11 protein-coding genes are annotated in these 14858 nt (G+C 52.1%); 10 read left to right on the forward strand and 1 reads right to left on the reverse strand.

What is annotated here, in order from left to right; all coding sequences use genetic code 11:
* The first annotated feature begins 139 nt into the window (after positions 1-139).
* From csrD to tldD, 8 genes are all read left to right on the forward strand, one after another.
* Positions 140-2080 (forward strand): RNase E specificity factor CsrD, encoded by a 1941-nt coding sequence (csrD, locus tag OGY01_RS13890; RefSeq protein WP_045448201.1) that lies wholly within the window; start codon positions 140-142, stop codon positions 2078-2080.
* Between the two features lie 305 nt (positions 2081-2385).
* Positions 2386-3429 (forward strand): rod shape-determining protein MreB, encoded by a 1044-nt coding sequence (gene mreB / locus OGY01_RS13895; RefSeq protein ID WP_000913396.1) that lies wholly within the window; start codon positions 2386-2388, stop codon positions 3427-3429.
* A 64-nt stretch (positions 3430-3493) separates the two neighbouring features.
* Positions 3494-4516: a rod shape-determining protein MreC gene (mreC, locus tag OGY01_RS13900; RefSeq protein ID WP_045448184.1), complete on the forward strand. Its 1023-nt coding sequence runs from the start codon at positions 3494-3496 to the stop codon at positions 4514-4516.
* On the forward strand, positions 4517-5005 hold the full coding sequence (gene mreD, locus OGY01_RS13905; RefSeq protein WP_003025196.1) for a rod shape-determining protein MreD: 489 nt from the start codon (positions 4517-4519) through the stop codon (positions 5003-5005).
* Between the two features lie 7 nt (positions 5006-5012).
* Complete coding sequence (locus OGY01_RS13910) at positions 5013-5606, forward strand: Maf family protein (protein WP_045448181.1); 594 nt, start codon at positions 5013-5015, stop codon at positions 5604-5606.
* A complete protein-coding gene (gene rng / locus OGY01_RS13915; protein ID WP_003828822.1) occupies positions 5596-7065 on the forward strand; it encodes a ribonuclease G in 1470 nt (489 codons plus the stop codon). Before OGY01_RS13910 ends, rng begins: the two co-directional genes overlap by 11 nt.
* A 111-nt stretch (positions 7066-7176) precedes the next feature.
* Positions 7177-10977 carry an AsmA2 domain-containing protein YhdP gene (yhdP, locus tag OGY01_RS13920; RefSeq protein ID WP_286493253.1) on the forward strand — a complete coding sequence of 1267 codons (3801 nt, stop codon included), beginning with the start codon at positions 7177-7179 and terminating at the stop codon, positions 10975-10977.
* Positions 10978-11053: 76 nt separating this feature from the next.
* Positions 11054-12499 (forward strand): metalloprotease TldD, encoded by a 1446-nt coding sequence (gene tldD / locus OGY01_RS13925; protein ID WP_048222523.1) that lies wholly within the window; start codon positions 11054-11056, stop codon positions 12497-12499.
* 98 nt (positions 12500-12597) lie between these two features.
* Here the strand turns inward: tldD and aaeR are convergent, their stop codons facing one another.
* Positions 12598-13527 carry an HTH-type transcriptional activator AaeR gene (gene aaeR / locus OGY01_RS13930; protein WP_045448175.1) on the reverse strand — a complete coding sequence of 310 codons (930 nt, stop codon included), beginning with the start codon at positions 13525-13527 and terminating at the stop codon, positions 12598-12600.
* Positions 13528-13712: 185 nt separating this feature from the next.
* Between aaeR and aaeX the strand changes: the two genes are divergently transcribed.
* Both aaeX and aaeA read left to right on the forward strand, forming a co-directional pair.
* Complete coding sequence (gene aaeX, locus OGY01_RS13935; protein ID WP_003828816.1) at positions 13713-13916, forward strand: p-hydroxybenzoic acid efflux pump operon protein AaeX; 204 nt, start codon at positions 13713-13715, stop codon at positions 13914-13916.
* A gap of 7 nt (positions 13917-13923) precedes the next feature.
* Positions 13924-14856: a p-hydroxybenzoic acid efflux pump subunit AaeA gene (aaeA, locus tag OGY01_RS13940; protein WP_286493254.1), complete on the forward strand. Its 933-nt coding sequence runs from the start codon at positions 13924-13926 to the stop codon at positions 14854-14856.
* Positions 14857-14858: the final 2 nt, after the last annotated feature.

A 14858-nucleotide genomic window follows, 5' to 3' on the forward strand; every position in this document is an offset into this window, starting at 1 on the left:
ATAAATTGCTAGAAATACCTGATTTGGTAGTATGCCCACATTATTTGTGTAAATTGACGGATTTCGCGTTCAATTTCGCATTTTCGTGTCGCTTTTTCATTTTCACGCTTGATTCATAACTGTCGGAGTTAACACAAGGATGCGATTAACGACGAAATTCTCAGCTTTTGTGACGCTGCTTACCGGGTTAACGATCTTCGTGACTTTGATTGGCTGCTCACTGAGTTTTTACAACGCGATTCAATACAAGTTCACCGCCCGCGTCCAGGCCGTAGCGACGGCGATTGACACCCATCTTGTCTCCAAAGATGCTGTTTCTTTAACGCCGCAAATAGATGAGTTAATGATCTCCGTCGATATCGTCCGCGTTGAGTTGCTTCAGGGTGAGAATATTGTTTATCGCCATTCCCGAACCAGTAGCTATCGCCCTGCAGGGACGAACAATCTCTATCGCGATATCACGGTTCCTTTGGTCAAGCATCCTGGGATGTCGCTGCGTCTGGTCTATCAGGATCCAATGGGCAATTATTTCCATTCGCTGATGACGACAGCGCCGCTCACGCTATCGATTGGTTTTATTATCCTGATGCTATTCTTGTCGGTACGCTGGCTTCAGCGTCAGCTTTCCGGACAGGAGCTGCTGGAGATTCGTTCAACGCGGATCCTGAACGGTGAACGAGGGCCGAACGTCCGGGGTACAGTCTATGAATGGCCTGCGCGTACCAGTAGTGCGCTTGATATGCTGCTTACCGAAATTCAGAACGCCCGCGAGCAGCGAAGCAGGTTGGATACGCTGATCCGATCCTATGTTGCGCAGGATACAAAAACCGGGCTTAGCAACCGGCTGTTCTTTGATAACCAATTGGCGACGCTGCTGGAAGATCAAGAGAAAGTAGGATCGCACGGGGTTGTGATGATGGTTCGTCTGCCGGACTTTACCCTGTTGCGTGATAGTTGGGGAGTTGAGCTTGCTGAAGAACAAATCTCCGCGCTCATCAATTTGTTGTCGACCTTTATTATGCGCTATCCGGGAGCGCTGCTGGCACGCTACCACCGTAGTGATTTTGCCATCTTGCTGCCGCACCGCACGTTAAAAGAAGCGGAAAGTATCGCCGGGCAATTGTTAAAAGCGGTAGACGCACTTCCGACTAACAAAATGATCGATCGTGCCGATATGATTCATATTGGCATTTGCGTTTGCCGCAGCGGTCAATCCACTGAACAGGTTATGGATCACGCCGAAGCGGCAACCCGTAATTCGGTATTGCAAGGTGGGAACAGTTGGTCAGTCTATGACGACTCTCTACCCGAAAAAGGCCGGGGTAATGTACGCTGGCGAACGCTTATAGAACAGATGCTCAGCCGGGGCGGTCCGAGAATTTACCAAAAACCTGCTGTGACATGTGAAGGGCGGGTGCACCATCGGGAATTAATGTGCCGCATTTTTGATGGGAGCGAAGAGGTCATCTCGGCAGAATATATGCCGATGGTGCTGCAATTTGGCCTGGCGGAAGAATATGACCGCTTGCAGATTAGCCGTCTGATCTTGTTATTGGGCTATTGGCCACAGGAAAGTTTGGCGATGCAGGCGACAGTAGAGTCGCTTATTCGCCCGCGTTTTCAGCGCTGGTTGCGTGATACGCTGATGCAGTGCGAAAAATCGCTGCGTAAACGCATAATTATTGAACTTGCGGAGGCGGATGTCTGTCAACATATCAGCCGGTTACAGCCTGTGATTCGATTGATGGATGCGCTGGGTGTTCGTATCGCCGTTACGCAGGCAGGTTTAACACTGGTTAGCACCAGTTGGATAAAAGAACTCAATGTCGAATTATTGAAACTTCATCCAAGCCTGGTAAGAAATATTGATAAGCGAACGGAAAATCAGCTTCTTGTGCAGAGCCTGGTGGAAGCCTGTTCAGGAACACCCACGCTGGTTTATGCCACCGGTGTTCGTTCGCGTAGCGAGTGGCGTACGTTGACCGAACGTGGAGTCTCGGGTGGACAAGGTGATTTTTTTGCCGCATCACAGCCACTTGACACCAACGTGAAAAAATATTCGCAAAGATATTCGGTTTAACCTGCCGTTTAATTTGTTTTCACGTAGAATAACGCGCGCTGTGCCTTCTGGGGGTGTGCTTGTCTGCCCGCCAGGCTGTAACAGCAAACATGCAGGTGAATGACCTTTGACAGGTTGCAAATGAGGCGAGGATTGCTGCTGATTTATTCAGCCCTGATGGACTCAGGCCGGTTTTGTAACAAAGGAAACGAACTGCACTAATTTTCACCGTAGCAGATGATTTTTCCGCCTTGTCGCTGCTGCGTGTGGTTGGTAAAGTAAGCGGATTTTGTTTTCCGCCCCAGCTTTCAGGATTATCCCTTAGTATGTTGAAAAAATTTCGTGGCATGTTTTCCAATGACCTGTCCATTGACCTGGGTACCGCGAATACCCTTATTTATGTAAAAGGACAAGGCATCGTATTGAATGAGCCTTCTGTTGTGGCCATTCGCCAGGATCGTGCCGGTTCGCCGAAAAGCGTGGCCGCAGTAGGTCATGATGCGAAGCAGATGCTGGGTCGTACACCGGGTAATATTGCTGCAATTCGCCCAATGAAAGATGGCGTTATTGCTGACTTCTTCGTGACTGAAAAAATGCTCCAGCACTTTATCAAACAAGTGCACAGCAACAGCTTCATGCGCCCAAGCCCGCGCGTACTGGTATGTGTACCGGTTGGAGCAACTCAGGTTGAACGTCGTGCGATCCGTGAATCCGCTCAGGGAGCAGGTGCGCGTGAAGTGTTCCTGATCGAAGAGCCGATGGCGGCAGCGATCGGTGCGGGTCTGCCTGTTTCCGAAGCAACCGGTTCTATGGTTGTGGACATCGGTGGTGGTACCACTGAAGTCGCAGTTATCTCCCTGAACGGCGTGGTTTACTCTTCTTCCGTACGCATCGGTGGTGACCGTTTCGACGAAGCCATTATTAATTATGTGCGTCGTAACTACGGTTCTCTGATCGGTGAAGCTACCGCAGAACGTATTAAGCACGAAATCGGTTCTGCTTATCCGGGTGATGAAGTACGCGAAATCGAAGTTCGCGGTCGTAACCTGGCTGAAGGTGTTCCACGTGGCTTTACCCTGAACTCTAACGAGATTCTGGAAGCGCTGCAGGAACCGCTGACCGGTATCGTGAGCGCGGTGATGGTTGCACTGGAACAGTGCCCGCCAGAGCTGGCGTCTGATATATCCGAACGCGGCATGGTGCTTACCGGCGGTGGCGCATTACTGCGTAACCTTGATCGTCTGTTAATGGAAGAAACCGGTATTCCAGTTGTTGTTGCTGAAGATCCGCTGACCTGTGTGGCGCGCGGCGGCGGCAAAGCGCTGGAAATGATTGATATGCACGGCGGCGACCTGTTCAGCGAAGAGTAGTCGGATGCAGGTAGGGTGGCCAACAGGTTGCCCTTCCGCACTGACACGAGAATACGCATAGCCTATGAAGCCAATTTTTAGCCGTGGCCCGTCGCTACAGATTCGCCTTATTCTGGCGGTGCTGGTGGCGCTCGGCGTTATTATCGCCGACAGCCGCCTGGGTACGTTTAGCCAAATCCGAACGTACATGGATACCGCCGTCAGTCCTTTCTACTTTATTTCTAATGGTCCCCGTGAATTACTCGACGGCGTGTCGCAAACGCTGGCTTCGCGTGACCAACTCGAACTTGAAAACCGGGCGCTGCGTCAGGAACTGCTGCTGAAAAACAGCGAGTTGCTGATGCTGGGGCAATATAAACAGGAGAACGCGCGCTTGCGCGAGCTGCTGGGATCGCCGCTGCGTCAGGATGAACAAAAGATGGTGACGCAGGTCATCTCAACGGTTAATGACCCTTACAGCGATCAGGTTGTGATCGATAAAGGGAGCGTAAACGGTGTTTACGAAGGTCAGCCGGTAATCAGTGATAAAGGTGTCGTGGGTCAGGTCGTTGCCGTGGCAAAACTGACCAGCCGCGTACTGCTGATTTGCGATGCAACCCACGCGTTGCCGATCCAGGTTCTGCGTAACGACATTCGTGTGATTGCTGCCGGTAACGGCTGCACGGACGATCTACAGCTCGAACACCTGCCAGCCAATACCGATATTCGTGTTGGCGATGTGCTGGTCACATCGGGCCTGGGCGGACGTTTCCCTGAAGGGTATCCGGTCGCCGTTGTATCTTCCGTTAAGCTGGACACCCAACGTGCTTACACCGTGATTCAGGCGCGTCCGACTGCTGGTTTACAGCGTTTGCGCTACCTGTTGCTGTTGTGGGGAGCCGACCGTAATGGTGCAAATCCGATGACTCCGGAGGAAGTGCACCGCGTAGCCAATGAACGTCTGATGCAAATGATGCCTCAGGTGCTGCCGTCGCCGGATACGATGGGCCCGCCAGCCCCTGTTCCAGCACCGGCAACAGGTGTTACTCCTGCACCTGCGAATACAGCGCAGCCAGTACCTTCTCCGCGTAAGCCGGGAGGGCAGTAAGTGGCAAGCTATCGTAGCCAGGGACGTTGGGTAATTTGGCTCTCGTTCCTTATTGCACTGTTATTGCAAGTCATGCCCTGGCCGGATGACATTCTTGTTTTCCGGCCAAACTGGGTGCTGCTCATCCTGCTGTATTGGATCCTGGCACTACCGCATCGCGTAAATGTGGGCACAGGATTTGTGGTGGGTGCCATACTGGATCTCATTAGTGGTTCCACGCTTGGCGTGCGGGCTTTGTCGATGAGTATCATTGCTTATCTGGTCGCGCTGAAATTCCAACTATTCCGTAACCTCGCGCTCTGGCAACAGGCGCTGGTGGTCATGTTGCTATCACTGGTCGTGGATATTATTGTTTTCTGGGCCGAGTTTTTAGTGATCAATGTCTCTTTCAGACCCGAAGTGTTCTGGAGTAGTGTAGTAAACGGTGTGCTTTGGCCATGGTTATTCTTACTGATGCGTAAAGTCCGCCAGCAGTTTGCGGTGCAATAAGGTTGATATGAATACTCTGTATCTGGCTTCAGGTTCCCCACGCCGGCAGGAATTGTTGACTCAGCTTGGTGTGAAATTTGAGCGGCTGGTTCCCGGGATTGAGGAACAGCGGCATTCGCAAGAAAGCGCACAGCAGTATGTTGTTCGTCTGGCGCGGGAGAAGGCGCAGGCAGGCGTTGCGTTGGCTCTTCGTGATCTGCCGGTGTTGGGTGCAGATACCATTGTTATTCTGAATGGCGAAGTGCTGGAAAAACCGCATGACGCCGCCCATGCTGCAGCGATGCTGCGCAAGCTGTCAGGCAAAACACATCAGGTCATGACGGCAGTGGCGTTAGCCGATCGCCAGCACAGTCTGGACTGCCTGGTTGTAACGGAAGTGACATTCAGAGCACTAACTGATGAGGACATTGCGGGCTATGTTGCCAGCGGTGAACCTATGGATAAAGCAGGTGCATACGGTATTCAAGGGTTGGGTGGCTGTTTTGTCAGGAAGATAAATGGCAGCTATCACGCCGTAGTCGGCTTACCGCTGGTAGAAACGTATGAGTTGCTGAGCAATTTTAACGCACTGCGTGAGAAAAGGGATAAACATGACGGCTGAATTGTTGGTAAACGTAACGCCATCGGAAACGCGCGTGGCGTACATTGATGGCGGAATTCTGCAGGAAATTCATATTGAACGTGAGGCGCGACGCGGAATCGTAGGCAATATCTACAAAGGTCGTGTAAGTCGTGTACTTCCGGGTATGCAGGCGGCTTTTGTAGATATTGGACTGGATAAAGCCGCATTTCTTCACGCTTCAGACATCATGCCACATACAGAATGTGTGGCAGGTGAAGAGCAAAAGCAGTTCACTGTGCGCGACATCTCCGAGCTGGTGCGCCAGGGACAAGACCTGATGGTGCAGGTGGTAAAAGATCCGCTTGGCACTAAGGGCGCCCGTCTGACGACGGATATCACGCTTCCTTCCCGTTACCTTGTTTTCATGCCTGGTGCATCACACGTTGGGGTTTCCCAGCGTATCGAAAGTGAAACCGAACGTGAACGTCTGAAAAAAGTGGTGGCGGATTACTGCGATGAGCAGGGCGGATTTATTATTCGCACGGCGGCAGAAGGTGTGTGCGAAGAGGATCTGGCCTCCGATGCCGCTTACCTGAAGCGCGTCTGGACCAAAGTTATGGAGCGCAAAAAGCGTCCGCAAACGCGCTATCAGATGTACGGCGAACTGGCGCTTGCGCAGCGTGTACTGCGCGATTTTGCTGATGCTCAGCTTGACCGAATCCGAGTGGACTCCCGTTTGACCTATGAAGCGTTGTTGGAGTTTACCGCGGAATACATCCCGGAGATGACCAGCAAGCTGGAACACTACAGTGGACGGCAGCCTATTTTCGATCTCTTTGATGTTGAAAATGAAATTCAACGCGCGCTGGAACGTAAAGTTGAGCTGAAATCCGGTGGTTATCTGATTATCGATCAGACCGAAGCGATGACCACTGTTGATATAAACACCGGCGCGTTTGTTGGACATCGTAATCTCGATGACACTATCTTTAATACCAACATTGAAGCGACGCAGGCCATTGCGCGTCAACTGCGTCTGCGCAACTTGGGCGGCATTATCATTATCGATTTTATCGACATGAATAATGAGGATCACCGTCGTCGGGTGCTGCACTCTTTGGAGCAGGCCCTGAGTAAGGACCGCGTAAAAACCAGCATTAACGGTTTTTCACAGTTGGGGCTGGTGGAGATGACGCGTAAGCGTACGCGCGAAAGCGTGGAGCATGTGCTTTGTAACGAGTGTCCAACTTGCCATGGGCGCGGCACGGTGAAAACGGTAGAAACCGTATGCTATGAAATCATGCGTGAAATTGTGCGCGTGCATCATGCTTACGACTCCGATCGTTTCCTGGTCTATGCTTCTCCGGCAGTGGCAGAGACTCTGAAAGGTGAAGAGTCACATGCGCTGGCGGAAGTGGAAATCTTTGTCGGCAAACAGGTCAAAGTACAAGTCGAGCCGCTCTATAACCAGGAGCAGTTTGACGTGGTAATGATGTGAGCAGGCCTGCGGCGTCAGTGCTTGTAGGCCGGATTTGGCGCAAGCGCTGCCATCCGGCAAGATTCACTTCAGGTTTGTGAGTCACATTTTTTGGCAGACAAGGAGAGGCGCGTGAGGCGATTGCCGGGGATATTACTGCTCACTGGAGCCGCATTCGTTGTCATCGCAGCGCTGCTGGTTAGTGGGCTGCGCCTTGCTTTGCCTCATCTCGATACCTGGCGTCCCGCCATTCTTGGCAAGATTGAATCCGCAACAGGTATGCCCGTTTCTGCCACTCAGTTCACCGCCAACTGGCAAAACTTTGGCCCGACGCTCGAGGCGCGCGATATCCATGCGCAGCTAAACGATGGCGGAGAATTCTCAGTTAAGCGCGTCACGCTGGCGCTGGATGTCTGGCAAAGTCTGCTGCACATGCGCTGGCAGTTTCGCGATCTTACCTTCTGGCAACTGCAACTGCGCACTAATACTCCTATCCAGCGCAGCGACAACGACGATGGCATTGAAGCCGGTCACCTTAGCGATCTTTTCCTTCGTCAGTTTGATCATTTCGATCTTCGCGATAGTCAAATCAGCTTTTTAACCCTCTCTGGCCAGCGTGCAGAGCTGGCGATACCACAGCTTACCTGGCTGAATGGTAAAAACAGACACCGCGCCGAAGGTCAGGTCAGTCTCTCCAGCCTCACCGGACAGCACGGCGTCATGCAGGTGCGAATGGATCTGCGTGACGATGACGGACTGCTGAATAATGGTCGCGTCTGGCTACAGGCTGATGACATCGATGTGAAGCCGTGGTTGGGGAAATGGATGCAGGATAACGTCGCGCTGCAAACCGCGCGTTTTAGCCTCGAAGGATGGATGACGCTCAGCAAAGGGGAAATCTCCGGTGGAGATATCTGGCTGAAGAAAGGTGGTGCAAGCTGGCAGGGCGATAACCATACACACACGCTCGCTGTTGATAATCTGACCGCACACATTAGCCGTGAACAGCCAGGCTGGCAATTTTCTATTCCCGATACACGGATAACTCTGGACGATAAACCCTGGCCGAGCGGAGCGTTAACCCTTGCCTGGATCCCTGAGCAGGAAGTGGGTGGTGAAAATAACAAACGCAGTGATGAGTTGCGCATTCGTGCCAGTAATCTGGAGTTAGCTGGATTAGAGGGGCTGCGTTCGATGGCGGCAAAGTTATCTCCGGCGCTGGGTGATATCTGGCAGGCAACGCAACCGAGCGGCAAGATAGATGTGCTGGCGCTGGATATTCCGTTGCAGGCGACAGAAAAAACCCGCTTCCAGTCCTCGTGGACCAATCTGGCCTGGAAACAGTGGAAGCTGTTACCGGGTGCAGAACATTTCTCCGGAACGCTTGCGGGCAGTGTTGAAAATGGTTTGCTCACCGCCTCCATGAAACAGGCAAAAATGCCCTATGAAACGGTCTTCCGCGCTCCGCTGGAAATTGAAGAGGGTGTAGCTACGCTTAGCTGGCTGAAAAATGACAAAGGTTTTCAGTTAGATGGGCGTGATATTGATGTTAAAGCGACAGCAGTACATGCTCGCGGTGGTTTTCGCTATCTGCAACCGACAGGTGATGAGCCATGGCTGGGCATTCTGGCGGGTATCAGTACCAACGACGGCTCTCAGGCCTGGCGTTATTTTCCGGAAAACCTGATGGGTAAGGAGCTGGTTGACTACCTCAGCAGCGCAATTCAGGGTGGTGAGGCGGATAACGCCACGCTGGTCTATGGCGGTAATCCGCACTTATTCCCGTATAAACACAACGAAGGTCAGTTTCAGGTGCTGGTGCCGCTGCGCAATGCAACGTTTGCCTTCCAGCCAGACTGGCCTGCGTTAACTGACCTTGATATTGAGCTGAACTTCCTTAACGACGGTCTGTGGATGAAAACCGACGGCGTCCAGTTAGGCGGAGTGAAAGCCAGTAACCTGACCGCCAATATACCCGACTATGAGAAAGAAAAGCTGCTGATTGATGCGGATATCAACGGGCCGGGAAAGGCGGTCGGACCGTATTTTGATGATACCCCGTTGAAGGACTCTCTCGGTGCCACACTGGAACAGCTCCAGATTGACGGCGATGTGAATGCTCGCTTACATCTTGATATCCCACTTGATGGTTCGCTGGTCACCGCCAAAGGTGATGTCATGCTGCGTAATAACAGCCTGTTTATTAAGCCACTCGACAGTATGCTGAAGAACCTGAACGGCAAATTCAGCTTTGTAAACGGGGATCTCAAAAGCGAGCCGATGACGGCAAACTGGTTTAATCAGCCTCTGGATGTCGATTTTTCCACTACTGAAGGCACTAAAGCTTATCAGGTCGCTGTGAATCTGAAGGGGGACTGGCAACCAACCCGGATGGGGATTTTGCCGACGCAGGTGAACGATGCTTTAAGCGGCAGCATGGCGTGGAATGGTAAAGTTGGTATCGAACTTCCGTATCATGCCGGGGCAACATACAACATTGAGTTAAAGAGTGACCTGAAAAATGTAAGCAGTCACTTACCTGCACCGCTGAACAAAGCGCGCGGTGAGTCGCTGCCGGTTAACGTTAAGGCGGACGGCAATCTGCGCAGTTTTGATCTGACTGGCAACGCCGGAAATAAAAACCACTTTAACAGCCACTGGTTGCTGAACCAGAAATTGACGCTTGACCGTGCCATCTGGACTTCTGAAAGCCGTACCGTGCCTGCGCTGCCTGACCAGCAGGGCGTTGAACTTAACCTTCCGCCAATGGATGGTGCGCAGTGGCTGGCGTTGTTCCAGAAAGGTGCGGCGGATAACGTCGGTACTAACGCGAACTTCCCCCAACGCATCACGGTACGTACGCCATCTTTATCACTGGGAGGCCAGCAGTGGAACAATCTGAGCATTGTGTCTGAACCTGCGCTTAACGGGGCGAACATACAGGCACAAGGACGTGAGATTAACGCGACGTTGGCCATGCGCAATAACGCGCCGTGGCTGGCGTTTATTAAGTATCTTTACTACAACCCAGGCACTGCAAAGTCGTCACAGAAAACAGCATCCGCCTCGCCGTTTTCTGACATTGGCAGAGTTAGCTTCCGTGGCTGGCCGGATGTTCAGTTGCGCTGCGCAGAGTGTTGGATGTGGGGGCAGAAATACGGGCGTATTGACGCCGATGTGGCGATTAAAGGCGATACGTTGACGTTGAGCAGTGGTTTGTTAGATACAGGTTTTGCCAGACTGACTCTGGACGGTGAATGGGTTAACGTGCCGGGTAAAGAGCGTACGTCGCTGAAGGGAAAACTAAACGGTAATAAAATTGACTCTGCCGCGGGTTTCTTTGGCGTATCTACGCCGATACGAAACTCTTCATTCAACGTTGAGTACGATCTGCACTGGCGCAATCCCCCCTGGGATCCTGATGAAGCCTCGCTTAATGGAATTTTGCGTACCCGTTTGGGTAAAGGCGAGCTTACTGAGTTAAGCACCGGACATGCGGGACAACTGCTGCGCCTGCTGAGCTTTGATGCGTTGCTGCGTAAACTGCGTTTTGATTTTAGCGATACCTTCAGTGAAGGCTTTTATTTTGACTCCATTCGCAGCACGGCATGGATTAAAGATGGCGTAATGCATACAGATGATACGTTGGTGGACGGACTGGAAGCGGATATCGCGATGAAAGGTTCAGTTAACCTTGTGCGGCGTGAGCTGGATATGGAAGCTGTTGTCGCACCGGAAATTTCTGCCACCGTGGGTGTTGCCGCCGCGTTTGCCGTCAACCCGATTGTCGGTGCCGCTGTATTTGCTGCCAGTAAAGTACTGGGACCGTTATGGAGCAAAGTCTCGATTCTGCGCTATCGCATCACCGGTCCGGTTGATAAGCCGCAGATTAACGAAGTCCTGCGCCAGCCGCGAAAAGAAAGAAAGCAATGATTTGACGGGGGCGAGTAATTGCCCCAATCTCAGTAAATAGATCTCCCTACCGCAGCAACTAATGAGTAGCAAAACGATGAGTCTGAACCTGGTAAGTGAACAATTGCTAGCGGCGAATGGCCTGAAACATCAGGATCTGTTTGCCATTCTGGGCCAACTGGCCGAACGCCGTCTTGATTACGGCGATCTCTATTTTCAGTCGAGCTATCACGAATCCTGGGTTTTAGAAGACCGCATCATTAAAGATGGTTCTTACAATATCGACCAGGGCGTTGGTGTGCGCGCCATCAGCGGCGAAAAAACAGGGTTTGCCTATGCAGACCAGATAAGCCTGCTGGCGTTAGAGCAAAGCGCTCATGCTGCCCGTACGATTGTGCGCGACAGCGGCGATGGCAAAGTAAAGACGCTGGGCGCAGTCGAACATCAAGCTCTCTATACCTCGGTTGATCCGTTACAAAGCATGAGCCGTGAAGAGAAGCTGGACATTCTCAGGCGTGTCGATCGTGTTGCACGTGCGGCTGATAAGCGCGTGCAGGAAGTGACTGCAAGTCTGACCGGCGTCTACGAGTTGATCCTGGTGGCTGCGACAGACGGAACGCTGGCGGCGGATGTTCGTCCTCTGGTGCGTTTGTCTGTCAGCGTGCAGGTAGAAGATGACGGCAAACGTGAACGTGGTGCCAGCGGTGGCGGCGGTCGTTTTGGTTATGACTATTTCCTCGCCTCCCTTGATGGCGAAGTCCGGGCCGATGCGTGGGCGAAAGAGGCCGTGCGCATGGCGCTGGTGAATCTCTCTGCGGTAGCCGCTCCGGCAGGAACGCTGCCTGTAGTGCTGGGCGCAGGTTGGCCTGGTGTGCTACTGCACGAAGCGGTCGGTCATGGTCTGGAAGGTGACTTTAACCGCCGAGGTACTTCGGTATTCAGCGGTCATATGGGGGAGTTGGTCGCGTCTGAACTGTGCACAGTCGTTGATGACGGTACGATGGTGGATCGCCGTGGTTCGGTAGCCATTGATGATGAAGGGACTCCTGGCCAGTACAACGTACTGATTGAAAACGGTATTCTGAAAGGTTACATGCAGGACAAACTGAATGCGCGTCTGATGGGTGTGGCGCCGACAGGTAACGGACGTCGTGAATCTTATGCGCACTTGCCAATGCCGCGTATGACCAACACCTATATGCTGCCAGGGAAATCCACGCCGCAGGAAATTATCGAGTCTGTCGAATATGGGATTTATGCACCTAACTTCGGCGGCGGTCAGGTGGATATCACTTCCGGGAAGTTTGTTTTCTCAACCTCTGAAGCGTACCTGATTGAAAACGGTAAAGTCACCAAACCGGTGAAAGGCGCGACGCTTATCGGTTCTGGCATTGAAGCGATGCAGCAGATTTCCATGGTGGGTAACGATCTGAAACTGGATAACGGCGTTGGTGTTTGCGGTAAAGAAGGGCAGAGTCTGCCGGTGGGCGTTGGTCAGCCGACGCTGAAGGTGGATAACCTGACCGTGGGCGGCACTGCTTAAATCTCCGGATTCATACCTGCTGTATGCCCGATAAGCATTGTGCTATCGGGCATTTTGCTGGATGGGGGACATAAATGCTGCTCCGGCTGGACAGTCCTCTATTTTTCTTTGCCCCTGCCATACATCCTCTGAAACAACTGTGCCACATCGACAAAATAATCCGTGAGATAGTTAATCACCACCTGCACCTTGAGTGGTAGCTTGTCTTTTTCAGTATACAGGGCGTAGACCGGACGCGGGTCTGACTGATAACGGGGCAACAGGATCTCCACTTCGCCACGATTGATCTCATTGATCACCCACATCAGTGGGACATAGGCAATTCCCGCGCCTGCGGCCAGCCAGCGCACCAGCGTCATAGGGTCATTGGTTACGAAGCGTCCCTGTGGGATGAGGCGAGTAGAAATCCCCTCCGGGGCAATAAGCTCAAATTCATTATCGGGTCGTACGCTGTATTCCAGCCAGGAATGATTACTGAGGTCGGCTGGTTTTTCCGGGGTACCGAATTGGGCGAGGTAATTTTTCGCGGCACAGACCACCATCGGCATGGTCCCCAGGCGACGCGAAAAAAGACTCGAGTCCTGCAACGCACCCACACGGATAACGACGTCCAGGCCATCGGCGATTAAGTCTGGTGCCGGGATGCCGGTGACCAGATTTACCGTCAGGCCAGGGTACTCTTTCAGCATTTTTGCCGTCAGTCCAGCAAGGACATTTTGTGCCATGGTTGAAGAACAGCCAATTCGCAGGGTACCAATTGGCGTGTTGTTAAAGGCATAAAGCTGCTCGTGAACATCCTGCGCTTCGTGCAGCATTCTGCGGCAGCCCTGATAATAAATCTTACCCGCCTCGGTAAGCCCAATGCTACGTGTGCTGCGGTTTAGCAGCTTAACCTGTAGCTCATCTTCCAGTTTTGATACCGTCTGGCTTATCGATGAAACACTCATTTGAAGCTGTCTCGCGGCGGCGGTGAAGGAGCCTAACTCGACAACTTTGGCAAACACCGACATTCGTTTTAATCGTTCCATTGTTCACTCTGGCTTAAAAGTGATTTAGATCACATAATATAGATAACAGCATAACAGTTACGTTAATATATTATTATTCAAATAACTGCTGTGTCGCTCTCGCCTGGCTAATCCTTGCCCTTCTCTGCGGTGACATACGCTAAAAAAATCAATCATCTGCACTCTCTTAAGCTACCAAGGTCAACATGAGTCTGTTTCCCGTTATCGTGGTGTTTGGTCTTTCCTTCCCACCGATATTTTTCGAATTGCTTTTGTCACTGGCGATTTTCTGGCTGGTGCGCCGGATGCTAGTTCCGACTGGCATCTATGATTTTGTCTGGCATCCGGCTCTGTTTAATACCGCGCTGTATTGCTGTCTTTTCTATTTAATAACGCGCCTGTTCGTTTGAGGTTGAAGTGAAAACACTAACAAGAAAACTCTCCCGCACGGCCATGACTCTCATACTGGTCATTCTGGCCTTTATCGCCATTTTCCGCGCATGGGTCTACTACACCGAATCGCCGTGGACGCGTGATGCACGTTTCAGTGCTGATGTTGTGGCAATTGCACCGGATGTCGCGGGCTTAATCACTGATGTTAACGTTCATGATAACCAACTGGTGAAAAAGGATCAGGTCCTGTTCACTATCGACCAACCGCGCTATAAGAAAGCCCTCGAACAGGCTGAAGCGGATGTCGCCTATTATCAGGTACTGGTACAGGAAAAGCGCCAGGAAGCGGGTCGTCGTAACCGGCTTGGCGTTCAGGCAATGTCTCGTGAAGAGATTGACCAGTCCAATAACGTATTGCAAACCGTATTGCACCAGCTTGCAAAGGCGCAGGCGACACGCGACCTGGCGAAATTGGATCTTGAACGAACGGTCATTCGCGCCCCAGCCGACGGTTGGGTGACTAACCTTAACGTCTATTCTGGCGAGTTTATTACCCGCGGCTCCACGGCGGTAGCGTTGGTAAAACAGCACTCTTTTTATGTGCTGGCTTATATGGAAGAGACCAAGCTGGAAGGTGTTCGTCCGGGGTATCGTGCTGAAATAACACCACTTGGCAGTAATAAGGTATTGAAAGGCACCGTTGATAGCGTAGCGGCTGGTGTAACGAATGCCAGCAGTACGCAGGATGCAAAAGGTATGGCGACCATTGATTCCAATCTTGAATGGGTACGTCTGGCACAGCGTGTGCCGGTGCGTATTCGTCTGGATGAGCAGCAAGGCACCCTGTGGCCGGCCGGTACTACGGCCACCGTCGTCATTACTGGTAAGCAGGATCGCGATGCCAGCCAGGAGTCATTTTTCCGTAAAATAGCGCATCGCCTGCGCGAGTTTGGTTAATC

This window comes from Citrobacter sp. Cm038, assembly GCF_030333105.1.
Taxonomy (GTDB): domain Bacteria; phylum Pseudomonadota; class Gammaproteobacteria; order Enterobacterales; family Enterobacteriaceae; genus Citrobacter; species Citrobacter murliniae.